This is a genomic window from Bacteroides sp. D1 (assembly GCF_000157095.2).
GTDB classification, from domain to species: Bacteria; Bacteroidota; Bacteroidia; order Bacteroidales; family Bacteroidaceae; genus Bacteroides; species Bacteroides xylanisolvens.
On the sequence record NZ_JH114346.1, the window covers coordinates 116,998 to 143,974 of the forward strand.

The window sequence follows — 26,977 nt, forward strand, 5'->3', positions numbered from 1 at the left end:
GGCGGGTGAAATACAAACCCTTCACCCGCTATCACCGATGAATAAGAGTTTTTAAAGAAAAAGTGAAGCCTTGGAAAATAAATCAAACTTCCTATGTATAATGCACTTTAAAGCTATGCTTTAGCATCCTTAAAGCATAGCTTTGGCAGTCATAAAGCATAGCTTTTTAGCTCATAAAGATTAGATAATATAACCGAATATTTATCCCTCCATCCAAACGATTGGATACCCCAACTCTCTTTTGATTGCTTCCATTTCTGCACTGTGCCACATTTCATGTTTAAAGCTCCACGACAATGCTTCATATTTAGTTTCTGCAACAGGATGTTTAAACGGGAAAGGCTGCAAGCACTCTGCCAAAACATCATCATTCAGAGTTTCCAGATTCTCAATACAGATTTGATGAATTATTTCCGTTTGTTCTCTCAATTCAGCAACTGGAATCAAGCCCTCTTCTATGGAACGATGCAATGTTCCCATACCATTGAATATTCTATTATATTTTTGGATAGGCACTAACCGCCCCACCTTTTCGTTTACCCCGGTAACAGTTGTCAGTGTATGAAAATTCTGTGAAACAAGCAAATGTCCCACTTGCCAAATAAAGTTAGAATCTGTTCCTTCAGGAATAACATACCACAAATCTTCCGGCAATTCAGACATCAAACGATTCACAAATGTGCGAGCTTCTATAATCTGCTCCTTTAAAAAGTCAATTTTACTCATAACTATATGTTTTTTAATTATACATATAGTTAGTGGAAAAGCAAATGAGCTTTGTGACAACTTACTGCAAGAATTTCTCCCAATAATTTTTCCTCGGTAGTTCTTTTTCAAACTTCCTATATAAATCGGCAAGCCTCATCATTCGTTGCACCATTGTATATTCTTTATCCATATCAATAGAATATACCGGTTTGCAAATGCGACATTTACAAGCACCATCGGGATTATATAACGGGCAAGTATCATTCATAAAAGCTGTGATTTTCTGAATGGAACGATTATAGATTTGCCGCACATTACTTTCTTTCAGTTCCATGATTTCGCCAATCTGCCGATAAGGCAACCCGACATTTTCTCTAAAGATAAAAATCAGACGAGCATCATTATTCAGACAATGATTTAAAGCGGTGATACACCAGTCGCACCTTTCTTTTATCCATTCCCGCTTCGCTTCTTCCCCACCGGAATATTCAAATTCCGGCAACGAACGAAAATATTCGATTTCCGACATTTTCACCTGCTTTTCACATGCTGCATATCTGCCAATAGTGCGACGAGCGATAGTGTATATCCATGTAGAAATCTCCGAATCGCCTTTAAAGCTAGTGATACTTTTGCAAAGTTCATACCACACTTCCTGTGCTGCTTCGCGGGCGATTTCTTTATTCAGAATCATCCGGTGAGCAATCATGGAAATCATATTTCCATATTCTTTCACCAAACGATTGATATCTATTTCCATCGTTACACACTAAAATGTTTTCTTCAAATATATCATATCCACCAACTGCACACCCTCCTCATACATCGGATGATCGTAGTTGTCAGTAAAGAAATTCTTTATCCGGTGAGAAATCGCAAAACCACAATGTTCATAGAATGATCTGGAAGAAGGTACATCTCCTGTGCCCACCAACATTTCAGAGCACTTCCCCTGATAATATTCAAATAAAAACTCTATTAAACGTTTTCCGTACCCCTGTCGTTGGAAGAAAGGAACAGTAGCAATATTCTTGATTTCATAAACACCTTCTCCCTCACGTGTCACCACACAAAGAGCTTTCAACCCGTCATCATAAAGAACAAACATATCACCGCGTTCCAAATATCGGTCAATCATACTTTCTTGTTCATCAGCCAAGAGTAATAAATCAAGGAATTCTTTTTTATCTGAAGTTACTAGTTTTATCTCCATATTTTCTATTTTGTCATAAAATAAAAATGTTACCGACTCATTTTCCTATGGTCCAAAATAATATTCATATTCTCCAAAGCCCATCCCACCAGTCCTTCAATATGAGGAATCAAGGTACCACCTGTATCTGTCAGGCAATACTCCACACGAGGAGGTACTTCAGCATATACTTTCCGTTCAACCAATCCATCTGATTCCAAAGTACGCAATGTAACAGTCAACATTCTTTGAGAGACGTCTTCTATCGTTTTATGGATATCACTAAAACGCATAGTTCCATTTGCGTTCAGCGTAATAAGCACCAACATCGACCACTTATCTCCCAAGCGGCTAAGCACATCTCTTATCGGACAATTCCCCGTCGGATGAAAGTTTTTCATTCTTTAACGTTTTGTATTTTATTGAGTTTCAGCAATAGTTACCTCTATGTAACTTCCTTATTTTCAAGTATGTTATTGCATTTCTCAAACAAGAAAGATACATTTGCATCACAAAAGTAATAAACTTACTAATAATAACTATTGTTTCATTTAAATAATTATGATTATGGCAAAGAAAGTTGCAGTTTTAGCAGTGAATCCGGTAAATGGTTGTGGATTATTCCAATATTTGGAAGCATTTTTCGAGAATGGCATTTCATATAAAGTATTTGCCGTATCGGATACGAAGGAGATTAAAACAAATTCAGGAATCAACCTAACAGTGGATGATGTGATTGCTAATTTGAAGGGACACGAAGATGAGTTTGACGCACTCGTTTTCTCTTGTGGCGATGCAGTGCCTGTATTTCAGCAGAATGCCGATAAGCCTTATAATGTAGATTTGATGCAAGTCATTAAAACGTTCGGGGATAAAGGGAAAATGATGATCGGACATTGTGCCAGTGCAATGATGTTTGACTTTACCGGTATAACCAAAGGGAAAAAAGTAGCAGTTCACCCATTAGCCAAGTCAGCTATTCAAAACGGAACAGCTACCGATGAGAAATCAGAGATAGATGGTAACTTCTTCACCGCTCAAAATGAAAATACTATTTGGACAATGATGCCGCAGGTTACCGAAGCATTAAAATAATGCCGGCTGCGCAGATATAAAACAATAAATATAAACATTATTATTTAAATTCACGTATCCGAAGATGAAAAAGCACGTTCGTTTAAAAGGAACGGTGTGTTTCTCGGTGTGCAACGGGTCGTTTCTTTTAAAGGAGCGACCCATTGGTTTTAAAGGAAAAACACACCATTTATTATGCATTAGTAATCAATTACTTACAAGTTCGAAAAATTCTAAGACTGACTAACTTCCCCAAACAACGTTTTATTTAATAAATCCGTACAATCCCACCTCTTTATTTCTCAAAATACTGTTGTTAGTTAACTAAAATCCAACGGAAATATCATATATTACATTATCTTTTCGCACCAAGAAAAAGAAAAACGGAACATTACAAAAATCCGAAACAGCGTTCATCATTTTTAAAAAAGTCCGTATATTAGCAGCTTGAAGATTTGAAAGAGATAAACAGCATACTCCTTTCGAGTTTAAATAACCAAACAAGATGCCTAAAACAATATGACCAGAGAAAAAGAAAATTATAATGCATTTTTACTTCATTTTCTAGAAAGATTGAATGGCTGTGAATCTATTGAAAACAAAATCACAGAATCACTTACGGATATTTGCGAATACTATGGTTTTAAAAGAGGATTCATTTACCAAACTGATGGATTTCGCTACTTTTACCTAAAGGAAACTGTCGGAAATAGCGACAACATCCTGCGACAACGTTTTGAAATCAGCGAAATGACCAATCAACATGCTGCGCGCATAAATGGAAAGAACAAACCTTTTTATGCTTGCAGAAACCAAAATACTTCTTGGAATGATGTAGACATCGTGGATTTTTATAAAGTCGACTCATTACTAATCCGGCAAATCCAAGACTCCGAAGGGAAAATTATCGGATTCATCGGATTTGGAGACAGAGAACATGCAATATCCTTCACCGATGAAGAACTTCAAGTGATTCATCTCATTTTAGGCTCCCTCTCCAAGGAAATAGCAGTGCGGGAATATAAAGAAAGAGAAGTGCGGGCAAGCAAGACATTAAGCAGCATCATGAATAATATGGGAGTTGACATTTATGTGAACTCTTTTGATTCTCATGATATGCTATATGTCAATGAATCTATGGCCGCTCCTTATGGAGGCATCGAACATTTTGAAGGAAAAAAATGCTGGCAGGCTCTTTATAAAGATAAAACCGGAGAATGTGAATTTTGTCCTAAAAAACATTTGATTGACGAAAACGGGCAACCTACCAAAGTCTACTCCTGGGACTACCAACGCCCGTTTGACAAATGTTGGTTCCGGGTATTCAGCGCAGCATTTGCCTGGATTGACGGACAAATAGCACATGTTATAACCAGTGTCGATATCAACCATCAAAAAACGATTGAAGAAGAACTAAGAGTAGCCAAAGAAAAAGCAGAAAATCTGGACCGCTTAAAATCAGCCTTTCTCGCTAACATGAGTCACGAAATCCGCACTCCGCTAAATGCGATTGTTGGTTTTGCAAGTCTGTTGGTTGAATCGGACGACAAAAAAGAACGTCAGGATTATGTTGACATTATGCAGGAAAACACAGAACTTCTTTTGCAGTTGATTTCCGATATTCTCGATTTATCGAAAATAGAAGCCGGAACACTCGACTTCACCATGGATCACCTGGATATCAAGAGCTTCTGCGAAGATATAATGCGCAATTATGATATAAAAGAAGATAAACCCGTACCCGTTTTGCTGGCTCCGGATTTACCTGAATATTATATTTACACAGACAAAAAACGTTTAATGCAGGTTATTACCAATTTCATAAATAATGCTCTCAAATTTACAAATGAAGGGCAGATTATGTTGGAATATCGCCATAAAGCAGAAAGTAATGAGATAGAATTCGCTGTCACAGACACAGGTATGGGGATTGCACCCGATAAAGTAGATCAGGTGTTCGACCGATTTGTAAAACTCAACTCTTTTTCAAAAGGCACGGGCTTAGGTCTATCTATTTGCAGAAGTATCATCGAACATCTTGGCGGCACTATCGGTGCCGAATCCGAAATAGGAGTCGGCAGCCGTTTCTGGTTCACACATCCCTTGCGCTTAAATCAATAAGAAATAATAAAAAGAACCTGCCCTACTTATCAATAGTAGGAACAGGTTATACTTTTTTTCTATGGAGTGTCTCCCTCATCTATAGAAAGATCAATGAAATAATGCCTTCTTTCGACTTCCTTTTTGCCACTTCCTGTGAAAAACACTACTTTTGCATCGCTATTTTGATTTTAGAATAAAACAAATACCCAACGTTCATTTATGACTGAAGAAAAAATACATAAAGACCGTCCCGGAAACTGGTGGGCATTAAGCCCGTTACTCGTATTCCTTTGCCTCTATCTGGTAACTTCCATCCTCGTCAACGACTTTTATAAAGTACCTATCACAGTGGCTTTCCTCGTCTCTTCCTGTTATGCCATCGCCATTACACGCGGCTTGAAACTGGACCAGCGTATCTATCAATTCTCGGTAGGAGCTGCCAATAAGAATATCCTCCTGATGATATGGATATTCATCCTTGCCGGAGCTTTTGCCCAAAGCGCAAAGCAAATGGGTGCAATCGATGCCACCGTCAATCTGACGCTGCATATTCTTCCTGACAATTTATTGCTGGCAGGTATCTTTATTGCCGCCTGTTTCATCTCTTTATCCATCGGAACCAGTGTGGGAACTATTGTCGCCCTTACTCCCGTTGCCGTAGGACTGGCAGAAAAAACTGAAATAGCTCTCCCCTTTATGGTAGCCGTCGTAGTAGGCGGTTCTTTTTTCGGAGACAACTTATCTTTTATCTCCGACACCACCATCGCTTCGACAAAAACCCAGGAATGTGTAATGCGCGATAAATTCCGTGTAAATTCTATGATTGTCGTCCCGGCAGCCATCATTGTGTTGGGAATTTACATATTTCAGGGACTATCCATTACAGCTCCCACCCAAACACAGACCATTGAATGGATCAAAGTTATACCTTATATAATAGTATTAGGAACAGCCATTGCCGGAATGAACGTGATGCTCGTACTCATAATAGGTATATTGACAAGTGGCATCATTGGCATTGCGACCGGCAGCTTCGGGATCTTCGACTGGTTTGGTGCCATGGGAACAGGAATTACAGGAATGGGAGAACTGATTATTATCACTCTGCTGGCCGGAGGGATGCTCGAAACAATCCGTTATAACGGTGGTATCGATTTCATTATCCAGAAACTCACCCGCCACGTCAATGGTAAAAGAGGAGCCGAATTAAGCATCGCAGCCCTGGTAAGTATCGCCAACTTATGTACTGCCAACAACACGATTGCCATTATCACAACAGGACCGATTGCCAAAGATATTGCCGTGAAATTCCATCTCGACCGAAGAAAAACAGCCAGTATCCTCGATACTTTCTCCTGCCTGATACAAGGGATTATTCCATACGGAGCGCAGATGCTGATTGCAGCGGGACTTGCCAGCATCTCCCCCATCAGTATCATCGGCAATCTCTATTATCCGTTTACAATGGGAGCATGCGCCCTGCTCGCGATTTTGTTCCGCTATCCAAAACGGTATTCGTAAAAAAGATACGAAATGTTTGTCAATCAAAAGAAAAGCCGTATCTTTGTGCCCGCTATTACGAGATAATAGCATAATTCAAATCAATCATTAAAAACAATTATTTAAAATGGCAACTAGAATCAGATTGCAGAGACACGGACGTAAAAGTTACGCGTTCTATTCAATTGTAATTGCAGACAGCAGAGCACCACGTGATGGTAAATTTATTGAGAAGATTGGTACTTACAACCCTAACACCAATCCTGCTACAGTAGATTTGAATTTCGACGCTGCATTGGCATGGGTACTGAAAGGTGCACAACCAAGTGACACTGTACGTAACATCCTTTCTCGTGAAGGAGTTTACATGAAGAAACATCTTCTGGGCGGTGTAGCAAAAGGCGCATTCGGAGAAGCAGAAGCAGAAGCTAAATTCGAAGCTTGGAAAAACAACAAACAGTCAGGTTTGGCTACTTTGAAAGCTAAACAAGACGAAGCTAAGAAAGCTGAAGCTAAAGCACGTCTGGAAGCAGAAAAGAAAATCAACGAAGTGAAAGCAAAAGCACTCGCTGAAAAGAAAGCTGCTGAAGCTGCTGAAAAAGCTGCTGCTGAAGCACCTGCAGAAGAAGCTGCCGCAGCTCCGGCTGAAGAAGCTCCTGCAACAGAAGCTGCTGCTGAATAATTTTCAGCAGATTCCGAACAAGAAATTAGGAAAAAGCAATAAATCCTCTCCGGTCCGCCGGAGGGGATTTATTGCTTTATGCTATAAAACATATCAAATTATTTATTCCGTTCAGAATAAAATGCCTTTCTTTGCATCAGCATAGTTCAGCACAGTATTACTTATTTTTCGAATATGAAACGAACTGATAAAAAGGCAACATTCGGACAACAGGCAAGCAAGGTTACGCAACTAGCGGACGCACTTAGCCAGGCGATTTCCAGGAAAGAATTTCTTGAAGGAGATTCTTTGCCTTCCATCAATCAGTTAAGCGCTCAATACGGAGTATCACGTGATACAGTTTTCAAGGCTTTCCTTGATTTACGCGAACGAGGCTTGATTGACTCCACTCCCGGCAAGGGTTATTATGTGACGAGCCAGGTGACCAATGTCTTATTGCTGCTCGACCAATATACTCCTTTCAAAGAAGCCTTATATAACAGTTTCGTCAGACATCTGCCTATCAACTATAAGGTAGACTTATTGTTTCATCAATACAACGAACGGTTGTTCAATACGATCCTCCGGGAATCCATCGGAAAATACAACAAATACATCGTGATGAATTTCGATAACGAGAAATTCAGCACTGTTCTCAATAAAATTAATCCTTCAAGATTATTACTTCTCGATTTCGGCAAATTTGAAAAAGAAAAGTATTCATATATCTGCCAGGATTTTGATGATTCTTTCTATCAGGCATTGAATCTGCTCAAGGAAAGGTTAAGGAACTATCACCAGCTCGTTTTTCTGTTTCCCAAAAGCCTGAAACACCCTCAAAGCAGTAAGGTGTATTTTACCCGTTTCTGCCAGGAACAGGGATTTCTCTGTGAAATACAGGAGGATATTGAGAACCTGATTGTACGTAAGGGAGTTGCCTATATCGCCATCAAACAACAAGACGTAGTAAAGGTGGTGAAACAAGGAAGATTGGAAGGGCTGAAATGCGGAAAAGATTTTGGCCTGTTGGCTTACAATGATATTCCTTCCTATGAAGTGATTGACGAAGGAATAACCTCATTGAGTATTGATTGGGAAATGATGGGAAATGAAGCGGCCAATTTTGTTCTCAATAATGTACCGGTGCAGAAGTTCTTGCCGACGGAAGTTAGACTTCGAAAGTCGCTTTAATTTTTTTTGCAAAGACATCAGCACAGTTCAGCACAGATATTAATTAATCCTTTAATAGATAAAAACCATGAAAAAGTATCCGAAAATCGGGATTCGTCCCACAATCGATGGTCGCCAGGGTGGCGTTCGCGAAAGCCTTGAAGAGAAAACAATGAATTTGGCAAAAGCAGTAGCCGAGTTAATCAGCAGCAACCTGAAAAACGGTGATGGCAGTCCGGTGGAATGTGTTATAGCCGATAGCACGATCGGACGCGTAGCCGAAAGTGCCGCTTGTGCGGAGAAGTTCGAAAGAGAAGGGGTCGGTTCTACCATTACTGTTACTTCTTGCTGGTGCTACGGTGCAGAAACAATGGATATGAATCCACATTATCCGAAAGCTGTCTGGGGATTCAACGGCACAGAACGTCCGGGAGCTGTATACCTTGCTGCCGTACTTGCCGGACACGCACAAAAAGGCCTTCCCGCATTCGGTATCTACGGACGCGACGTTCAAGATTTGGACGACAACACAATCCCTGAAGATGTATCGGAAAAGATTCTTCGCTTTGCACGTGCTGCACAGGCAGTAGCTACGATGAGAGGCAAATCTTACCTGTCAATGGGTAGTGTATCTATGGGTATCGCCGGTTCCATCGTTAATCCTGATTTCTTCCAAGAGTATCTGGGAATGCGTAATGAGTCAATAGACCTCACAGAAATCATCCGTCGAATGGACGAAGGCATCTATGACCACGAAGAATACGCCAAAGCCATGGCCTGGACTGAAAAAAATTGCAAGACAAACGAAGGTGAAGACTTCAAGAACCGTCCTGAAAAACGTAAAACCCGTGAACAGAAAGATGCTGATTGGGAATTCATTGTAAAGATGACGATTATCATGCGCGACTTGATGACCGGAAATCCCAAATTGAAAGAAATGGGATTCAAGGAAGAAGCCTTGGGACACAATGCCATTGCAGCCGGTTTCCAAGGACAACGCCAATGGACAGACTTCTATCCTAACGGTGACTATCCGGAAGCTCTGCTCAACACTTCTTTTGACTGGAACGGTATTCGTGAAGCATTTGTCGTAGCTACCGAGAATGATGCCTGCAACGGCGTAGCTATGCTGTTCGGACATTTATTGACCAACCGCGCCCAAATATTCTCCGACGTACGTACTTACTGGAGTCCTGAAGCCGTGAAACGTGTAACTGGCAAAGAATTGACAGGTTTGGCAGCAAATGGTATCATTCATCTTATCAATTCCGGCGCAACGACTCTCGACGGTTCCGGCCAATCATTAGACGCGGCAGGCAGTCCGGTTATGAAAGAACCATGGAACCTGACGGACGCTGACGTAGAAAACTGCCTGAAAGCAACTACCTGGTATCCGGCAGACCGTGACTACTTCCGTGGCGGTGGTTTCTCTTCCAACTTCCTGTCAAAAGGTGGCATGCCCGTAACCATGATGCGCCTCAACCTGATTAAAGGCTTAGGCCCTGTCCTGCAAATCGCAGAAGGATGGACAGTAGAAATAGACCCGGAAATCCACCAAAAACTGAATATGCGTACAGACCCGACATGGCCTACCACCTGGTTTGTACCGCGTCTGTGTGAAAAACCTGCTTTCAAAGATGTATATTCAGTAATGAATAACTGGGGAGCCAATCATGGAGCCATCAGCTATGGACACATCGGTCAGGACTTAATCACTCTTGCTTCCATGCTCCGCATCCCGGTATGCATGCACAATGTAGAAGACAACGAAATATTCCGTCCGGCAGCTTGGAACGCCTTCGGCATGGATAAGGAAGGAGCGGATTACAGAGCTTGTACCACTTACGGTCCTATCTACAAATAATTTTAATTCAGACAAAAGAACATAAGGACAAAAGATAAAACAACTTCAATAAACAGCTATAAATAATTCTATTAGCGCAGACCTTATGTTCTTTTGTTCTTATGTCTAAATAAAAGCAATTTCGACTCACTTAATTCTAATTTTTTTATCTTTGCAATTATGATTACCAACGAACATATCGAACAGTTCATCGAACAAGCACACCGTTACGGAGATGCAAAGTTAATGCTTTGCAGCAGCGGTAACCTTTCCTGGAGAATCGGCGAAGAAGCATTGATTTCCGGTACGGGTTCCTGGGTTCCCACACTTGGCAAAGAAAAAGTATCTATCTGCCATATTGCCAGCGGCGCTCCTACCAATGGTGTAAAACCTTCTATGGAAAGTACATTCCATTTAGGGATTCTCCGCGAACGTCCGGACGTCAATGTCGTTCTCCACTTTCAATCGGAATATGCCACGGCTGTCTCCTGCATGAAGAACAAACCGACAAATTTCAATGTAACAGCAGAAATTCCCTGTCATGTAGGTTCGGAAATACCTGTGATTCCGTATTATCGTCCCGGCTCACCGGAACTAGCAAAAGCTGTGGTAGAAGCCATGTTAAAGCATAACTCGGTTTTACTAACCAACCACGGGCAAGTGGTATACGGAAAAGACTTCGATCAAGTATACGAACGGGCTACCTTCTTTGAAATGGCTTGCCGCATCATCATTCAATCCGGCGGTGATTATTCAGTACTCACACCGGCAGAAATTGAAGACCTGGAAATCTACGTATTAGGAAAGAAAACCAACTAATATCCGGGCAATATACCATGAAAGATACCATCAAACACACTTATTTAGCAGCAGACTTCGGAGGCGGAAGTGGACGAATTATCGCCGGCTTCCTTCACCATGGCAAACTGGAGTTGGAAGAGGTATACCGCTTTTGCAATCGACAGGTCAAACTAGGAAATCATATCTACTGGGATTTCCCGGCACTGTTCGAAGATATGAAGACCGGACTGAAACTGGCTGCACAAAAAGGATATGCCGTAAAAAGTATTGGTATTGACACCTGGGGAGTGGATTTCGGACTGATTGACAAACATGGAAACCTGTTAGGAAATCCAGTCTGTTATCGGGACGCAAGAACAGAAGGAATACCGGAAGAAGTATTCAAGCTATTGGATGAACGCCAACACTATGCCGACACCGGTATTCAGGTGATGGCTATCAATACACTGTTTCAACTTTACAGCATGAAACAGCATCAAGATGCACAGTTGGAAGTTGCCCGGCAACTTTTATTTATGCCCGACCTCTTCAGCTATTTCCTGACAGGAGTAGCCAATAATGAATATTGCATTGCCTCCACCTCCGAACTACTCGATGCCCAATCGCGGAACTGGTCAGTGGATACCATACGCGCCTTAGGTCTTCCCGAACATCTGTTCGGCGAGATTATTCTCCCCGGAACAATCAGGGGGACTCTGAAAGAGGATATTGCCCGCGAAACGGGACTGGGTATCGTAGACGTTATTGCCGTCGGTTCACACGACACAGCCAGTGCCGTTGCTGCTGTTCCTGCTGTAGAAAATCCTATCGCTTTCCTTAGTTCCGGCACTTGGTCGCTACTGGGAGTGGAAGTGGATGAACCTATATTGACGGAAGAAGCAAGAAAAGCTCAATTCACCAATGAAGGAGGCGTAGACGGCAAAATCCGTTTCCTACAGAATATAACAGGATTATGGATTTTGCAACGCTTGATGAGTGAATGGAAAGCATGTGGCGAAGAACAAAATTATGATATAATCATCCCGCAAGCTGCCGAAGCACAGATTGCGACCATTATCCCAGTGGATGACGCAACATTCATGAATCCGGAAAATATGGAAAACGCTCTTATTCATTATTGCCGGCATCATGCTTTGCAAGTGCCGAAAAACAAAGCAGAAACCGTGCGATGTGTACTCCAGTCATTAGCTTTCAAATATCGGCAGGCGGTGGAACAGCTCAACCGTTGTCTCCCCTCTCCGATCCGTCAGCTAAACATCATCGGCGGAGGATCACAAAACCAATTACTCAACCAACTGACAGCTGACGAACTCGGTATTCCCGTTTATGCAGGTCCGGTAGAAGCTACTGCAATGGGAAACATTCTGACACAGGCTATGGCAAAAGGAGAAATAGCCGATCTCCGTGAATTGAGAGAGATTGTAACTCGTAGCGTTACCCCACAAGTATATTACCCTAAAAAATAAAAGTATATGGAAACACCCAAAACCGGTTATCAGGTTCAATCTTATGACGTTCCCGTCAAACGATATTGCCAAACCCTCGATTTACGCGATTCTCCGGAACTGATCGCTGAATATCGGAAAAGACATAGCCAGGCGGAAGCATGGCCCGAAATCCTAGCCGGAATCCGGGAAGTCGGTATTCTGGAAATGGAAATTTATATCTTGGGAACACGACTGTTTATGATTGTCGAAACTCCCCTTGATTTTGACTGGGACACAGCAATGGAACGCCTGAACACGCTTCCCCGCCAACAGGAGTGGGAAGAATATATGGCCATCTTCCAGCAAGCCGCTCCCGGAATGAGTTCCGCAGAGAAATGGAAACCGATGGAGAGAATGTTCCATTTGTATAACACTTAAAAAATACCAGAAACAACCATGAAACACCCCAAACAGTCCATCCTCTCGAAAGATGGCATCAGTTATCTTATACCTTTTGTTCTCATTACCTCATGTTTTGCATTATGGGGATTTGCCAATGATATTACCAATCCGATGGTAAAGGCATTCTCCAAGATTTTCCGGATGAGTGCTACCGACGGAGCATTAGTACAGGTTGCCTTCTATGGAGGGTACTTTGCAATGGCTTTCCCGGCTGCCATATTCATCCGCAAATATTCCTACAAAGCCGGTGTTTTGTTAGGACTGGGAATGTATGCTTTCGGAGCATTCTTATTCTTTCCTGCTAAAATGACGGGAGAATATTATCCGTTTTTGATTGCCTATTTCATCCTGACCTGCGGATTGTCCTTCCTCGAGACAAGCTGTAACCCGTATATTCTTTCTATGGGAACGGAAGAAACAGCTACCCGGCGTTTGAACCTTACACAGTCTTTCAATCCGATGGGGTCACTTCTCGGAATGTATATAGCCATGCAGTTCATTCAAGCGAAGCTACATCCGATGTGTACCGAAGACCGTGCATTGCTTAACGACAGTGAATTTCAAGCAATTAAAGAAAGTGATCTTAGCGTCCTGATTGCTCCTTATCTCATTATCGGACTTATCATTGTGGCTATGTTACTTCTGATACGATTCGTCAAGATGCCGAAAAATGGAGATCAAAATCATAGAATAGATTTCTTTCCTACACTGAAACGCATTTTCACCCAAACGCGTTATCGTGAAGGGGTAATTGCTCAATTCTTCTATGTAGGCGCGCAAATTATGTGCTGGACTTTCATCATTCAGTATGGAACACGCTTGTTCATGTCACAGGGCATGGACGAGAAAAGTGCGGAAGTGCTATCACAACAATATAATATCATAGCAATGGTGATATTTTGTATCAGCCGTTTCATTTGCACATTCATTCTGCGCTATCTCAATGCTGGTAAATTGCTGATGATTCTCGCTATCTTCGGAGGTATTTTCACTTTAGGCGTAATCTTCCTTCAAAATATCTTCGGAATGTATTGCCTTGTAGCAGTATCGGCTTGCATGTCATTGATGTTCCCTACCATCTACGGTATTGCCTTGAAAGGCATGGGAGATGATGCTAAGTTTGGAGCTGCAGGCCTTATTATGGCTATCTTGGGAGGCTCTGTTCTTCCACCGCTACAGGCAAGTATCATTGACCTGAAACAAATCGCCTGGTTGCCGGCTGTCAATGTTTCATTCATTCTACCCTTCATCTGCTTCCTTGTAATCATCGGATATGGTTACCGTACAGTGAAAAGAAACTGGTAAAAAACAAACTTAAAAATAGTGACGCTATCCCATCATGATACCGTCACCATCCCACTCATATAGTGACGCTATCCTTGGCGGATAGCGTCACTATTTCATTCATCTTTTTTTCATGAACAATTCCCTTTTGACAATGCCATATATAGATGCGACAAAGTGAAGAATGTAGCTAATTTCACATTTAATAATCTCAAACAAACAGGGTAGCAATAGCTTTCTGCTATGTTGGCATATCCTGCCGAACAATATATTGATGTTAATTTTCAGGTAGATCCTTCGTTGATTAGGTTATTATAACGCGCGTCTCAGCACCAATTATGCAATACTGGACACTAAATATTATAGTTTTATACAATTCCCCAAGGCAAACGAAGGAAAATTGTTGCAACCAAGCGAATGGTATCATGTAGCCGTGACTTATGACACCGAAGAAAAGACTTTATGTTTAAAATAGGACACTCCTATGGTGAGCCAGAGAATATGACTCGTCAATTAAATGGTGAAATCTGCGAAGTACGCATATGGAACGTAATACGTTCACAAGAAGAAATTTACAAGAATATGTATGATGTCGATCCTCAAACTACAGGTTTAAAAGCCTATTGGAAGTTTAATGAAGGCAAAGGGGATATAGCGAAAGACTATACAGAAAACGGCAATGATGCAAAAGCATATACTAAAGCTATTTGGCCGGAAGACATTGAAGTGACACAAAAAAACAAAGAATAATAACTATCTAAAATTTTCAACCTAAAACGCTGCCACATTTTTACTCCTACTTTAAGTTACATAAAAGGGAATACTAAAATATGACAGCGTTAATAATTAACTCTCTACTATGGAATAATTTAAATTGCCTTTTGATGAATTTGCCAAATATGCACAGATTCATTCACAGAAAATATAAACTCAAAGAGTAGCCATTATCTAAAAAAAAGTCGTAGCTTTGCAATAACCTAAAAATTAAATTGATATGGAACAACTAGACAAATATATACGCTTTGACTGGGCTGTGAAAAGACTTCTCCGCCAAAAAGCAAATTTCGGCGTATTAGAAGGTTTCTTGACTGTCCTTCTCGGTGAAAACGTGAAAATCATAGAGATATTGGAAAGTGAAAGCAACCAACAAACAATCGATGATAAATTCAACCGGGTAGATATTAAAGCCAGAAACAGTAAAGACGAAATCATTATTGTAGAGATCCAAAATACACGGGAGCTCTATTATCTGGAACGTATCTTATACGGAGTGGCAAAAGCAATCACTGAACATATTTCTTTAGGAGAACGCTACTATGCGGTGAAAAAAATATACTCTATCAGTATTCTATACTTCGATATCGGCAAGGGAGAAGATTATTTGTATCATGGACAAAACCACTTTATCGGAGTACATACAGGAGACAGACTGGAAGTAACTACTAAAGAAAAAGACGCCATCGTCCATAAGATTCCGGCAGAAATCTTTCCGGAGTATTTCTTGATTCGTGTGAATGAATTCGATAAAGTGGCCGTCACTCCATTGGAAGAGTGGATTGAATACTTGAAAACCGGTTGCATTCGCCCCGATACAACAGCCCCCGGTCTGGAAGAAGCACGCCAGAAACTTATCTATTACAATATGTCCAAGGAAGAAAGACATGCCTACGACGAGCACCTTAGTGCCATCATGATACAAAATGATGTATTAGATGGAGCAAAACTGGAAGGGCGTATGGAGGGACGCATGGAAGGAAAAATGGAAGAAAGATTAGAAATTGCTAATAATTTAAAGTCACTAGGAGTAGACATAACAGCCATCCATAAAGCTACCGGACTATCACCGGAGGAGATTGAAAAGTTATAAACAATCAAAGGCTATATATTAAATTACAAACAAGAGTCGTGTGAGAAAATCATACGACTCTTATTTTAATATATAGCCAATAGTAACAGACTGGAAGTAACTACCAAAGAAAAAAGATACCATCAATATATTACCAATATTTCACACTCCATTTTAACAATTAGAATTCATCCACAAATCACACACTCTAAATCATCAGCACCCATATACAGCAGAATATATAACAATAAAATATTTTATACAACTTTTATTTGCGATTAGTCATAGAAAACGTGTATATTAGCAGTAAGCCTAACATTTACACAAATAAAGCAATTGATTTATTATTACTTTTTAGTACCTTTACTTCATAAATACAATTTCCTATCCATAAGAAGGAAAGACATTTATATTAGTTGATTATTTGTATATGATAAAACACAAGCAAACAGCTATTGAGATATGTTCCGATAGCACTCTATTTAAACCCAGACCGCCCCCTCTTCAAATATTCACATATTAGACTGATTCATCATGCCTGAAAATAAAAAGAATAAATCAAATTAATCATCGTTACTTGGAGGGAAAGCCTTCCTTATCATAAAATTTAAAACATTAATCAAGATTAAAAACCTCCTGTGACACTTCTATTATCCCGATTATCCTATATGGCTCTCCTATTGATATGAACCAAGACTATAAAAGAAATGCTTCTTTAGCCGATACATTCTTGTATATGCCATTCAATATCGAAAACTTAAAAATCGAGATATCTGTTCTTATCAAAAACTACCGCTTTCTTAGAAAGTCATTCTTACAGAAAATATTCGGAGAAAAGTTTCTGGAAACAGATATCGAAGAAATGCCGGAAGAGGATAACTACCAACTCATCAACAAGGTAAAGAAATTCATATTGGACAACTTGGATAACGAATCACTAAAGATAAGCCATATTGCCAGTGAAACGGGCATGAGCCGGACTAAGTTTTTCATTAAATGGAAATTCCTGACAGGGGAAGCTCCCATAGAATTCATGACCAGGATTCGTATGGAAAAAGCACGCGAACTATTGGAAAGCGGAAAATATCGCATACAGGAGATACCTGAAATGGTCGGACTAAAAGATGTAAAGAACTTCCGCAATAAATACAAGAAACACTTCGGCATAGCGCCAAGTGAAACATTAAGAAATATTTAAAAGCGGGAAAATTCAATATTACTATTGTCTTAATAAAAAAGAGATGTATTTAATGGAAAAATGGTATATCTCTTTTGCAAGTATACCGACGAGCAAAACATAATTGCCAACAAATCACAACTCAATCATACCATTCATCGCATCATTAATACCAAATAGAAACATCCCAACATTCAAAACTGACAACAGTATCTACTTATTAAAACTTATCATTATTTTTACTTCGTAGAAATATACCAATCATTCCTTCTTATAAAAAAACCTAACCTCCATTATCTTTCCAGTTTATATATTATGAGGAAATACAGAATGGTATTAAATGAGACATTCCTCAATAATACCCAATATACAATACGCTCCCCTACACATCTACAGGAGACAAAATAATATTCAACCAATAAAACTAATTAATTATTGTTACTTAGAGGATATTCACCGTTTCTTCCCCCCCCCAAAAAAAATGATGTTAAATATTAGGATAGTGAATTTCCTCTTTTTTCTGAAATGAAAGAAATGGGTCTATTTCATCTGAGTGACGTCACTAAAAAATATAATATGAAATACTTATTACAAACGTCACCCCTCGTTTACAGTGCCATAGCAATACTCATTCTTTATCAATTAAACTTTACCTCAATACTCCTGGCAGGAGGCATTTCTATTTATTGGATTATAACACATATCATTACGATACAGAAAGAAAGAAATCTTCTAAAAGAAGGGAGTCAATATTTTATAGACTCTTTCGAGAGCATTCGTGCTCCGCTTACATTAGTTCATACTCCATTGAAAATAGCATATAATGACGTTTCCCCCGAAAATATCAGAAAAGAGCTATCACTAGCTATCCAAAACATAGATTGCCTCAACATACATTTAACCAGATTGATGGATTTAAAGCAATTGTTTGCAAACACTGAAAAGCTGAATTCCTCGGAATATGAACTGGGAGCATTTATCAAAAACAGAATTACTTCTTTAAAAACACATGCTGCCAACAATTTGGTAGGGCTGAACATTAAAACAGACTTTAATTATGCCAGCGTCTGGTTCGACCAAAGCAAAATATCTCCGGTGATCGACAAATTTATAAAATATGCCATAGACCATACCGAACAAAAAAAAACTATTACCCTGCTAATCACCTCTAATCCTGAATACTGGCAAATAAAAATAACTGATTTCGAAAATAAGAAAATACTTCAATGTTATAAATGTAAAAATTGGCAACTATTCAAACGAAAAGAAGAACTCGAATACAATTTTGCAAAAAATATATTCTGCAAAAGGTTGATAAAGATGTGCAATGGAAAGATTCTGATTAACCATTCCAGCCACACTATTGCTCTAAAATTCCCTTCAAAAGATTCGCCGGAAAATGTTCACCAACATACCGCCATACAAATCGAGTCAAATCCGGCAGAAGAAAGAACAGATACTTTATTCGGCAAGGATTCACAAAAGAGAAATTCCACTAAACCGTTGGTCGTCCTCGCTGACAGCAATAAAGAATTCAGGTTGTACCTGGAAGAACGTTTATCAAAGGATTTTATCGTAAAAAGTTTCGAGAATGGTTTGGACGCTTTAGAATGTATAAAAGAGGAATATCCGGATTTAGTGATTTGCGACATTATGCTCCATGGAATGTACGGCAATGAACTATCATCGAGACTAAAAACATCAGGAGAAACATCCGTTATCCCTATTATCCTCTATGGCTCACATATAGATACAGGACAACGCAGCAAAAGGGAAAGCTCCCTGGCTGACATATTCTTATATATACCTTTTCACGTCGAAGATTTAAAAACAGAAATGAATGTCCTTATCAGAAACAACCGTTTCCTCAGAAAATCATTCTTAGAAAGAATATTTGGAAAGAAGTTTCTGGAAGTTGAGGAAGACAAAATTTCAGATGAGGAAAATTACGGCCTTATCAATCAGGTAAAGGAGTTTATTCTAAAAAATATAGATAAGGAAAATCTGACAATAGATGAAATCGCCTCAGAACTATATATGAGTAGAACCGCTTTCTTTACGAAATGGAAAGCACTGACAGGAGAAGCGCCCAAGTACTTGATTTACCGGATTCGTATGGAAAAAGCACGTGAGCTATTGGAAAGCGGGAAATACTCCGTCAATGTTCTTCCCGAAATGATCGGATTGAAGAGCCTCAAAAACTTCCGTCATAAATACAAAGAGTATTTTGGAATAACGCCAAGCGAGTCTATCATGAAAAAACAATAAAACAAATACGAAGCTATATATCCGAAGATCCCACCAACAGGGATCTTCACTATAACACTTGCATAAAGAAGCCTTTCTTTTTTTACTTCTTCATGCAGTATTGTATTAATCGTAGCATTTACACTATGTACGTACACCTTAATTTTGAAATTAATAATCTAATTATTTAAACAGTATGAAAACTTTAACTAAAATGAAAAAAGTTTGTTGTTTTAATCGCTTTGTCTTATTGGCAATGACACTGAGCATGGTCACTTCTTTTACTGCATGTAGCAGTGACGACGATTCGGACATTCCCGTATATTCCCTTAAAGATGTTGATGGCAATTATTCCGGCACAATGCTGACGGAATCCACCCCCGTCAGTCCCCAGGCAAATGCAGAAGAGGGGGAAGAACCGGCAGGAGCCGAAGTTACTGCCGAAGTAAAAGACAATCAGATTATGATTAAGAAACTTCCGGTTGACGACCTGATTAAAAGCATCGTCGGTGAAGAAAATGCAGGAGCTATCATCGAAAATTTGGGTGATATTAACTACAACATTCCTTATACACCGACCTTTGATGAAGGTAAATCTAACATCTTACTTCAACTAAAACCTGAACCACTGGAAATTAAATACACCGAACCGATTCAAGTACAAGAAGAAGGACAAGAACCGGCTGAAAATCTTATAACAGTAACTATTGAAGCTGAAAAGAATGGCGTTTATGCTTATGACGGCAAAAAACTGGCATTCGTTATCAAAGCAACTGGAGTAAAAGTCGGAGATGTAAATTTCCCCAATTTCCCCGTTACAACATTCACTTTCAGCATGGTCAAGAAGTAATACAAACCTTTCGCTGAAAAAAAGAAAATGGAGCATGCCTGCGCGCAAGACATGCTCTTTTTTTATACCTTTGTGAAGAAACCAACTATACAAAATGACTACAACAGAAAACATTCGAAAAGAATTGCAGGATTTGGTAGATTCCAAGTATCAGGAATTTCATTCTGCCCTGGTTCCCGGAATCGGGAATATTCTTGGTGTACGTATTCCGCAACTACGAATATTGGCTAAAGAAATCGCAAAGAGAGATAACTGGCGTATGTTTGTGGAAGCAACCGATACTAAGTTTTATGAAGAGACAATGCTTCAGGGAATGGTTATCGGATTAGCTAAAATGGAACTGGACGAACGAATGAAACACATAAGCATGTTCGTTCCACGTATCGACAACTGGGCTGTATGTGATATCTTTTGTGGCGAACTGAAGACTGCCGTGAAGAAAGGAAAAGAAACTGTATGGCAGTTTATCCAGCCTTACCTCATATCTCCCAAAGAGTTCGAAATCCGCTTCGGGATTGTGATGCTTTTCCATTATGTAGACGAAGAACATATCGACGCATTACTGGCATACGCAGACACTTTCAGCCACGATGCTTATTATGCACGTATGGCTATGGCCTGGATGATATCCATCTGTTTCATCAAATTCCCCGAAAAGACAATGGAGTACCTTAAACAGAGCAAGCTGGATAACTGGACTTATAATAAATCATTGCAGAAAACTATCGAATCTCTCCGTGTAGACAAGGAAACTAAAGATATACTTCGCGGTATAAAACGGAGGTAATGACACAATAAAAAATAAAGCTCGGTAACTGTTCTGCTTACCGGGCTTTATTTTTTTATGATGTATCAAATGATTTATGATATAGCAAATGAATTAATTCCTCTTTACCTTTTTTCTTCTGCTTCTGCGCCTTTGTTGTTTCCGGCGGCTGTAACGTTGCCATCTTTTATATATCATCCAGCCGCTCATCAAAGCAACGACGACAAAGATAAGAATAGTGATACCCACTCCTAAATTATCCCCCTTAATACGCGACCAGATATCAAGAACTTCTTTTGTCTTATCGCCGAAGTCACGAATCATAGCGCATCGTTCCACTACTTTGCGGTCGGGATATTGTATCTTGTCAATCTGTATGCTATCAGCACCCGGTCCGAAGAAATAACTTAAATCGGAAAAATAGGTAAGTGTCGTGTCTATCTTCTCTTCCAGAATCTCCGGAGTAGCAATCGAACTTACATATCCGCAGAAATCCATATTTCTCAGAGCAATGTCCGGACGACACATGAAATTGATAAAATAGCTGGCTGCTTCCGGATTCCTTGCATATTTCGGAATCACCCAACCGTCATACCATATATTACTTCCTTCCTTCGGAACTTCATAATCCAAGTCCACACCTACTGCATCGGCTTCTTCAATCGCCCATATTGCGTCACCACTCCACGTCATATTCAGCCAGGCCTTGTTCTTCGTCATCATCTCCTTGCCGAAATCGGCTTCCCAGCCTGCTATATTCGGTTTCAGGGCTTTCAGATATTTTTCCGCAAGCTCCATAGCCTGTGGAGAATAGTCGTTCATCAGTTCTTCCACTGTCACACTCCCCGCTTCCAGTTCCTTGGCGTGCGCATAAATGATAGCCGTACCGTAAGCGTCGCGGTAACTATCCTTCATAAGGATTTTGCCGGCATACTTCTTATTCCAAAGACAATCCCAGGATGCAGCGACCGAATCAGGAACATAAGCCCGGTTATAAAGAAGTCCCGCAGTTCCCCACATATAGCATACCGCATAACGGCTGGCTTCTTCACCCGGCTGGCTCAATTTATTAATCTGCTCCCGTATGAACGGAGCCACATTTTTCATATAGTTGGGAGAATGGGCAAAATTAGTATCAATAGGCAGAAGCAGGCGCTTCTTCAACATACGCTCAATAATGTATTCCGAAGGGCAGACCACGTCGAAATCCTCATGTCCCTTCTCTATCTTGGTCAACATTATCTCGTTAATGTCGAATGTCTGATAAACGATGCGGATATTTTCGCCTGTCTGTTCTTTATAATATGCTTGAAAATCCTCGAGCACACCATCCCCGATATAATCCGCCCAGTTATAGATTTTAAGAACCCGTTCGCGAGGCTCGCCGGAATTATAACATCCCGTCAAACTCAGCAACAACAGGATAGCAGGAATTATTCTTTTCATAATTAATAATTTTACAATGTACAAATATACCAATACAGAAAACGTGCCGCCATGCAATCAGCATATCAGTGTATTGGCATATTGAATAATTATTTCTTCTTCGCTTTCCCTGCCCGGTGATTGATCACAATAAGCAACGCCAACACCACAACAAAAATAATAGCGGAAAGCGGACGAAGTTCAGGGGTCAGCCCTCCTTTGCGGGCATCAGCATAAATATAAGTAGAGAGCGTCTCCAGACCTTGATTACCGATGGTAAAGACAGTTACGGCAAAATCATCAATGGATAGGGTCAATGCAAGCATAAAACCACTAATCATTCCCGGACGAATCTCCGGAACAATGACTTTCCACAAAGCCTGCATAGGAGTCGCTCCCAAGTCAAGAGCGGCCTCATAAATATTCGGGTTCATCTGCTTCAAACGAGGCAGAACGCTCAAAACAACGTATGGCGTACAAAAAGTAATATGAGCAAGCACTACGGTTGTGTATCCTTGTGTGATTCCTAAAGAAACAAACAAAAGGAAAAGCGAAATACCCGTGATGATATCTCCGTTCAGAATAGGAATACTATTCACAAAACTAATCGCTTTACGCGAACGGGATTTCAGATTAAAGATGCCGATAGCAGCCACACTACCCAGCAAGGTAGATGCCGCTGCAGCCAGCAGAGCAATAGTAATCGTGTTAATCAATGCATTCATCAAAGAATGATGCGTGCCTGTAGTGAAAAGCGAAGTATAAAGTTTTGTGGAGAAACCAGTCCAGTTGCCCAGCACTTTCGCTTCGGTAAAAGAATAGATGACGATAATCACGATAGGAGAATAAAGCAGCAACAGCAATATCCACAAGTAAGCCTGCGCAAATATTTTCTTTACCATAGCCCGCCTCCTTCGTTCGAATTGTCCTTATCGTCTGTGCTAAACAAAGAAGTTGCAGCAATCAGCAGCAACATAATAAGCGAAAGTGCCGCTCCATAGTTCCACATGCTGTTATTGATATTTTCCTGAATCGTTGTACCAAAGAGTTTGATGTTATTCATCGTCAGCAACTCGGCAATGGCAAATGTCGATATAGTCGGCATGAACACCATCATAATTCCACTCATCACACCCGGCATAGAAAGCGGAAGGACTGCTTTCAGAAAGACTTGCAGCGGATTGGCTCCCAAATCTTGTGCAGCTTCAATATAACTATGATCCATCTTCTGCAACGTGTTGTAAATAGGATAAATCATAAAGGGGATAAAGTTGTATACCATACCGAATATCAATGCTCCCTCGCCCAACGGTACACTAAAAAAGTCGAACAAGGCAACCGTAGCAAGGGTACGCACAAGAATATTTACCCACATCGGCAGGATAAACAGTACGACCATCGTCTTGGAACGGTTCAGCTTACTGTTACTCAATATCCATGCTGCAGGATAACCAAGTAAAATACAAACAAGGGTGGTAATGATAGCAATACCGATAGAATATACAAAGGTATTGATTGCTTCGGGATGTTCGAAGAACTTCTGAAAATTGGCGAGTGTCAAATGACCGCTATCATCGGTAAAGGCATATACGACAATTAAAAACAGCGGTATAATCACAAAGATCGCCGAAAAAATAATGTAAGGGAGAGTCCAACTCTTACGTGATGACAAAAAGACTATAAACTTCTTATTCACTTCCTTTCCTGTTAATCGGTTATTTTAATTATACGAATGGCATCTGGAGGGATGGTAATACCTACACGGTCTCCGTCGTCCCATACATCGTTCGTATCTACAAATACATTCTCGTCCCAGTCTGACAATACGGTCAGATGATAATGGTCGCCCTTGTAAAGGATGAATTTCACCTCACCTGTGAGCGTTCCGTCTTCTTCATTATCCTGAAGAATCACTTTTTCAAAGTCTACCTCCACTTTGACATTCGTATCGGCAGCTATATCTTCCACCGGAGTACATTCAAAGTTACAGCCCAGGAATTCCACATGAGTGGCATCCAGCAATTTTCCTTCAAACGTATTGCAGATACGCTCTTTCTTCATGATGTGAATATCAAACGGCTTCACCAGCAGTCCGACTTCCGCTCCTACTTCAAAATGATGGTAATCCTGCACCAGGAATTCATATCCGCCGCACATCACCGTCATTTCATAATGCACACCTTTGAAAATAGAAGTCTCTACCACGCCTACCAACTGCGCCATATCCGAAACGGGGAAAATATAAAGATCTTCCGGACGGATGACTACGTCTACCGGAACATTTTCACCAAATCCTTCATCCACACATTCAAACTCCGTGCCGCAGAAGCGTACCAGCTTATCATGAATCATGGTACCATTGAGGATATTGCTTTCTCCGATAAAGTCGGCAACAAAAGCGTTGATGGGTTCATTATAAATATCAATCGGTGTACCGATCTGCTGAATCTTTCCTTCACTCATCACAACAATCGTATCACTCAACGTCAATGCCTCTTCCTGATCGTGAGTGACGTAAACAAACGTTATACCCAAAGATTTATGCATTTCTTTGAGCTCCATTTGCATATCCTTACGCATTTTCAGGTCGAGCGCTGCCAGCGGCTCATCCAATAGCAACACTTCCGGCTCATTCACAATGGCACGGGCAATGGCTACACGTTGTTGCTGACCACCGGAAAGAGAATCCACATCGCGGTATTCATAATCTGTCATACCTACCATCTTTAAAGCAGCTTTCACTTTCTTCTCAATGGTTTGTTTCGGTGTCTTTTTCAGTTTCAGGCCGAAAGCAATGTTATCATATACATTCAAGTGCGGGAATAAGGCATATTTCTGAAATACCGTATTCACGGGACGCTTGTGGGGAGGAGTTTGTGTTATTTCCATCCCCGAAATTCGGATCTCGCCTTCCGAAGCCGTCTGAAAACCGGCAATGAGACGCAACAACGTGGTTTTACCGCAACCGGAAGGACCAAGTATAGTGACAAACTCGCCCTTTTTCACGTTTAGAGTCACATCATCCAATGCTGTTTTATCGCCAAAATACTTCGATACGTGGCTCACCTCAATGATGGATTTATCTTCTTGCATATTCATACTAAAGTTTGGGCTGCAAAGGTACACATTTCTGCGGTTTTCACCTAGGTGTTAATCTAATATAACAGTGTTTTTCGATGCCCGACAGAAAAAAAATCTATCTTTGCATAAATATTTATTCACTAATTTTACAAAAGCATGAAAAAGTTAACTTATTTAGTTATTGCAACGGCAGCGTTAGGCATGGTAGCTTGTACGGGCGGAAACAAAGCCGGATACGTTGTCACAGGTACGGTAGAAGGTGCAAGCGATGGTGACACCGTTTATCTTCAGGAAGCTACTGGCAGAAATTTGACCAAACTAGATACAGCCGTTATCACCAAAGGTACTTTTACCTTTGAAGGTACACAAGATTCTGTGGTTAGCCGCTATGTCACTTGCGAAGTGAACGGAGAGCCATTGATGATTGATTTCTTCCTCGAAAACGGAAAAATCAACGTTGCCCTGACCAAGGATAACGACGCTGTGACCGGTACTCCTAACAATGATGCATACCAGGAAATCAGAGCTCAAATCAATGACATCAGCAAGAAAATGAATACCATTTATGAAGCAATGGGCGACACTTCTTTAAGTGATGAGCAGAAAGAAGCCAAACAAAAAGAGGGTGCCCAGCTGGAAGAACAGTATGACAAAGTAATCAAAGAAGGTGTTAAGAAGAACATCGCCAATCCGGTCGGAGTTTTCTTGTTTAAACAAACGTTCTACAATAACTCTACTGACGAAAATGAAGCTTTGTTGCAACAAATTCCTGCGAATTTCCAGAATGACGAAACAATCGTAAGAATCAAAGAGATGACCGACAAGCAGAAAAAGACTGCCGTAGGTACTCAATTTGTTGATTTCGAAATGCAGACTCCGGAAGGAAAGACTGTGAAGTTGTCTGACTACGTTGGTAAAGGTAAAGTGGTATTGGTTGACTTCTGGGCTAGCTGGTGCGGTCCTTGCCGTCGCGAAATGCCTAATCTGGTAGAAACTTACGCTAAGTATAAAGGTAAGAACTTCGAAATTGTAGGCGTATCTCTCGACCAGGATGGAGCTGCATGGAAAGAAGCAATCAAGAAGATGAATATGACTTGGCCACAAATGTCCGACCTGAAATTCTGGCAAAGTGAAGGTGCACAGCTTTATGCAGTAAACAGTATTCCTCACACTGTATTGATCGATGGCAGTGGTAAAATTATCGCTCGCGGTTTGCATGGAGAAGAACTTCAGGCTAAAATTGCAGAAGCTGTAAAATAACAGATCGAAAGAGAAGGTTTTTCAAAGGCTTTAAAGTTCAAACAAGGGGCTGTTCGAAAAGCCTTGATCCTATAAAATCACGCTTACTACGACATGTTGC

Annotated in this window: 24 protein-coding genes and 1 pseudogene; 17 read left to right on the plus strand and 8 right to left on the minus strand. The window is 40.4% G+C overall.

The genetic code is table 11. From position 1 onward, the window contains the following. Window positions 1-201: 201 nt before the first annotated feature. The 4 genes from BSAG_RS06110 to BSAG_RS06095 form a co-directional block, all read right to left on the minus strand. Complete coding sequence (locus tag BSAG_RS06110; RefSeq protein WP_004313183.1) at window positions 202-726, minus strand: DinB family protein; 525 nt, start codon at window positions 724-726, stop codon at window positions 202-204. A 61-nt stretch (window positions 727-787) separates the two neighbouring features. Continuing rightward, on the minus strand, window positions 788-1,468 hold the full coding sequence (locus tag BSAG_RS06105) for an RNA polymerase sigma factor (protein WP_004313184.1): 681 nt from the start codon (window positions 1,466-1,468) through the stop codon (window positions 788-790). 9 nt (window positions 1,469-1,477) lie between these two features. After that, window positions 1,478-1,921, minus strand: a complete 444-nt coding sequence (locus BSAG_RS06100; RefSeq protein ID WP_004313185.1) for a GNAT family N-acetyltransferase — start codon at window positions 1,919-1,921, stop codon at window positions 1,478-1,480. 29 nt (window positions 1,922-1,950) lie between these two features. Continuing rightward, window positions 1,951-2,301 carry a winged helix-turn-helix transcriptional regulator gene (locus tag BSAG_RS06095; RefSeq protein WP_004313186.1) on the minus strand — a complete coding sequence of 117 codons (351 nt, stop codon included), beginning with the start codon at window positions 2,299-2,301 and terminating at the stop codon, window positions 1,951-1,953. 166 nt (window positions 2,302-2,467) lie between these two features. Between BSAG_RS06095 and BSAG_RS06090 the strand changes: the two genes are divergently transcribed. The 16 genes and pseudogenes from BSAG_RS06090 (at window position 2,468) to BSAG_RS06015 (ending at window position 21,132) form a co-directional block, all read left to right on the plus strand. Then, on the plus strand, window positions 2,468-2,995 hold the full coding sequence (locus BSAG_RS06090; protein WP_004313187.1) for a DJ-1/PfpI family protein: 528 nt from the start codon (window positions 2,468-2,470) through the stop codon (window positions 2,993-2,995). Window positions 2,996-3,493: 498 nt separating this feature from the next. After that, window positions 3,494-5,095, plus strand: coding sequence for an ATP-binding protein (locus BSAG_RS06085; protein WP_004313188.1), 1,602 nt, complete (start codon window positions 3,494-3,496; stop codon window positions 5,093-5,095). A gap of 201 nt (window positions 5,096-5,296) precedes the next feature. Then, the gene (locus tag BSAG_RS06080) at window positions 5,297-6,598 is read left to right on the plus strand and encodes a Na+/H+ antiporter NhaC family protein (RefSeq protein WP_004313189.1); all 1,302 of its coding nucleotides are present in this window, start codon (window positions 5,297-5,299) and stop codon (window positions 6,596-6,598) included. Window positions 6,599-6,704: 106 nt separating this feature from the next. Further along, window positions 6,705-7,259 carry a 30S ribosomal protein S16 gene (locus BSAG_RS06075; protein WP_004300172.1) on the plus strand — a complete coding sequence of 185 codons (555 nt, stop codon included), beginning with the start codon at window positions 6,705-6,707 and terminating at the stop codon, window positions 7,257-7,259. A 174-nt stretch (window positions 7,260-7,433) separates the two neighbouring features. Beyond that, on the plus strand, window positions 7,434-8,429 hold the full coding sequence (locus BSAG_RS06070) for a GntR family transcriptional regulator (protein ID WP_004313190.1): 996 nt from the start codon (window positions 7,434-7,436) through the stop codon (window positions 8,427-8,429). A 67-nt stretch (window positions 8,430-8,496) separates the two neighbouring features. Further along, the gene (gene fucI / locus BSAG_RS06065; protein WP_004313191.1) at window positions 8,497-10,272 is read left to right on the plus strand and encodes an L-fucose isomerase; all 1,776 of its coding nucleotides are present in this window, start codon (window positions 8,497-8,499) and stop codon (window positions 10,270-10,272) included. A 159-nt stretch (window positions 10,273-10,431) separates the two neighbouring features. After that, window positions 10,432-11,070, plus strand: coding sequence for a class II aldolase/adducin family protein (locus tag BSAG_RS06060; RefSeq protein WP_004313192.1), 639 nt, complete (start codon window positions 10,432-10,434; stop codon window positions 11,068-11,070). Between the two features lie 17 nt (window positions 11,071-11,087). After that, window positions 11,088-12,518 carry a rhamnulokinase gene (locus tag BSAG_RS06055; RefSeq protein ID WP_004313193.1) on the plus strand — a complete coding sequence of 477 codons (1,431 nt, stop codon included), beginning with the start codon at window positions 11,088-11,090 and terminating at the stop codon, window positions 12,516-12,518. Window positions 12,519-12,524: 6 nt separating this feature from the next. After that, complete coding sequence (locus BSAG_RS06050; RefSeq protein ID WP_004313194.1) at window positions 12,525-12,917, plus strand: L-rhamnose mutarotase; 393 nt, start codon at window positions 12,525-12,527, stop codon at window positions 12,915-12,917. 18 nt (window positions 12,918-12,935) lie between these two features. Continuing rightward, the gene (fucP, locus tag BSAG_RS06045; protein WP_004313195.1) at window positions 12,936-14,246 is read left to right on the plus strand and encodes an L-fucose:H+ symporter permease; all 1,311 of its coding nucleotides are present in this window, start codon (window positions 12,936-12,938) and stop codon (window positions 14,244-14,246) included. 441 nt (window positions 14,247-14,687) lie between these two features. Next, a complete protein-coding gene (locus tag BSAG_RS26210) occupies window positions 14,688-14,975 on the plus strand; it encodes a hypothetical protein (protein ID WP_004313196.1) in 288 nt (95 codons plus the stop codon). A gap of 244 nt (window positions 14,976-15,219) precedes the next feature. Then, window positions 15,220-16,092, plus strand: coding sequence for an Rpn family recombination-promoting nuclease/putative transposase (locus BSAG_RS06035; RefSeq protein WP_004313197.1), 873 nt, complete (start codon window positions 15,220-15,222; stop codon window positions 16,090-16,092). Window positions 16,093-16,690: 598 nt separating this feature from the next. After that, window positions 16,691-17,269, plus strand: a pseudogene (locus tag BSAG_RS06030) (helix-turn-helix transcriptional regulator); the annotation flags it as partial. 555 nt (window positions 17,270-17,824) lie between these two features. Then, window positions 17,825-19,516: a response regulator transcription factor gene (locus BSAG_RS06025; protein ID WP_008770606.1), complete on the plus strand. Its 1,692-nt coding sequence runs from the start codon at window positions 17,825-17,827 to the stop codon at window positions 19,514-19,516. 175 nt (window positions 19,517-19,691) lie between these two features. Beyond that, window positions 19,692-20,345, plus strand: coding sequence for a DUF4840 domain-containing protein (locus BSAG_RS06020; protein WP_008022954.1), 654 nt, complete (start codon window positions 19,692-19,694; stop codon window positions 20,343-20,345). Window positions 20,346-20,439: 94 nt separating this feature from the next. After that, complete coding sequence (locus BSAG_RS06015) at window positions 20,440-21,132, plus strand: DNA alkylation repair protein (protein WP_004313202.1); 693 nt, start codon at window positions 20,440-20,442, stop codon at window positions 21,130-21,132. Between the two features lie 93 nt (window positions 21,133-21,225). Here the strand turns inward: BSAG_RS06015 and BSAG_RS06010 are convergent, their stop codons facing one another. The 4 genes from BSAG_RS06010 to potA form a co-directional block, all read right to left on the minus strand. Next, window positions 21,226-22,557 carry an ABC transporter substrate-binding protein gene (locus BSAG_RS06010; protein WP_008019764.1) on the minus strand — a complete coding sequence of 444 codons (1,332 nt, stop codon included), beginning with the start codon at window positions 22,555-22,557 and terminating at the stop codon, window positions 21,226-21,228. An 89-nt stretch (window positions 22,558-22,646) separates the two neighbouring features. Next, complete coding sequence (locus tag BSAG_RS06005; protein ID WP_004316764.1) at window positions 22,647-23,438, minus strand: ABC transporter permease; 792 nt, start codon at window positions 23,436-23,438, stop codon at window positions 22,647-22,649. Next, on the minus strand, window positions 23,432-24,232 hold the full coding sequence (locus BSAG_RS06000) for an ABC transporter permease (RefSeq protein WP_004316765.1): 801 nt from the start codon (window positions 24,230-24,232) through the stop codon (window positions 23,432-23,434). Before BSAG_RS06000 ends, BSAG_RS06005 begins: the two co-directional genes overlap by 7 nt. A gap of 11 nt (window positions 24,233-24,243) precedes the next feature. After that, window positions 24,244-25,635, minus strand: coding sequence for a polyamine ABC transporter ATP-binding protein (gene potA / locus BSAG_RS05995; RefSeq protein ID WP_004316768.1), 1,392 nt, complete (start codon window positions 25,633-25,635; stop codon window positions 24,244-24,246). Window positions 25,636-25,773: 138 nt separating this feature from the next. Here potA and BSAG_RS05990 point away from each other — a divergent pair, with 138 nt between their 5' ends. Then, the gene (locus tag BSAG_RS05990) at window positions 25,774-26,877 is read left to right on the plus strand and encodes a TlpA disulfide reductase family protein (protein ID WP_008022959.1); all 1,104 of its coding nucleotides are present in this window, start codon (window positions 25,774-25,776) and stop codon (window positions 26,875-26,877) included. The last annotated feature ends 100 nt before the right edge of the window (window positions 26,878-26,977 follow it).

Coding starts and splice junctions, on each gene's coding strand:
- BSAG_RS06110 (WP_004313183.1), bottom strand. CDS start 726: ATGAGTAAAATTGACTTTTTAAAGGAGCAGATTATAGAAGCTCGCACA.
- BSAG_RS06105 (WP_004313184.1), bottom strand. CDS start 1,468: ATGGAAATAGATATCAATCGTTTGGTGAAAGAATATGGAAATATGATT.
- BSAG_RS06100 (WP_004313185.1), bottom strand. CDS start 1,921: ATGGAGATAAAACTAGTAACTTCAGATAAAAAAGAATTCCTTGATTTA.
- BSAG_RS06095 (WP_004313186.1), bottom strand. CDS start 2,301: ATGAAAAACTTTCATCCGACGGGGAATTGTCCGATAAGAGATGTGCTT.
- BSAG_RS06090 (WP_004313187.1), top strand. CDS start 2,468: ATGGCAAAGAAAGTTGCAGTTTTAGCAGTGAATCCGGTAAATGGTTGT.
- BSAG_RS06085 (WP_004313188.1), top strand. CDS start 3,494: ATGACCAGAGAAAAAGAAAATTATAATGCATTTTTACTTCATTTTCTA.
- BSAG_RS06080 (WP_004313189.1), top strand. CDS start 5,297: ATGACTGAAGAAAAAATACATAAAGACCGTCCCGGAAACTGGTGGGCA.
- BSAG_RS06075 (WP_004300172.1), top strand. CDS start 6,705: ATGGCAACTAGAATCAGATTGCAGAGACACGGACGTAAAAGTTACGCG.
- BSAG_RS06070 (WP_004313190.1), top strand. CDS start 7,434: ATGAAACGAACTGATAAAAAGGCAACATTCGGACAACAGGCAAGCAAG.
- fucI (WP_004313191.1), top strand. CDS start 8,497: ATGAAAAAGTATCCGAAAATCGGGATTCGTCCCACAATCGATGGTCGC.
- BSAG_RS06060 (WP_004313192.1), top strand. CDS start 10,432: ATGATTACCAACGAACATATCGAACAGTTCATCGAACAAGCACACCGT.
- BSAG_RS06055 (WP_004313193.1), top strand. CDS start 11,088: ATGAAAGATACCATCAAACACACTTATTTAGCAGCAGACTTCGGAGGC.
- BSAG_RS06050 (WP_004313194.1), top strand. CDS start 12,525: ATGGAAACACCCAAAACCGGTTATCAGGTTCAATCTTATGACGTTCCC.
- fucP (WP_004313195.1), top strand. CDS start 12,936: ATGAAACACCCCAAACAGTCCATCCTCTCGAAAGATGGCATCAGTTAT.
- BSAG_RS26210 (WP_004313196.1), top strand. CDS start 14,688: ATGTTTAAAATAGGACACTCCTATGGTGAGCCAGAGAATATGACTCGT.
- BSAG_RS06035 (WP_004313197.1), top strand. CDS start 15,220: ATGGAACAACTAGACAAATATATACGCTTTGACTGGGCTGTGAAAAGA.
- BSAG_RS06025 (WP_008770606.1), top strand. CDS start 17,825: ATGAAATACTTATTACAAACGTCACCCCTCGTTTACAGTGCCATAGCA.
- BSAG_RS06020 (WP_008022954.1), top strand. CDS start 19,692: ATGAAAACTTTAACTAAAATGAAAAAAGTTTGTTGTTTTAATCGCTTT.
- BSAG_RS06015 (WP_004313202.1), top strand. CDS start 20,440: ATGACTACAACAGAAAACATTCGAAAAGAATTGCAGGATTTGGTAGAT.
- BSAG_RS06010 (WP_008019764.1), bottom strand. CDS start 22,557: ATGAAAAGAATAATTCCTGCTATCCTGTTGTTGCTGAGTTTGACGGGA.
- BSAG_RS06005 (WP_004316764.1), bottom strand. CDS start 23,438: ATGGTAAAGAAAATATTTGCGCAGGCTTACTTGTGGATATTGCTGTTG.
- potA (WP_004316768.1), bottom strand. CDS start 25,635: ATGAATATGCAAGAAGATAAATCCATCATTGAGGTGAGCCACGTATCG.
- BSAG_RS05990 (WP_008022959.1), top strand. CDS start 25,774: ATGAAAAAGTTAACTTATTTAGTTATTGCAACGGCAGCGTTAGGCATG.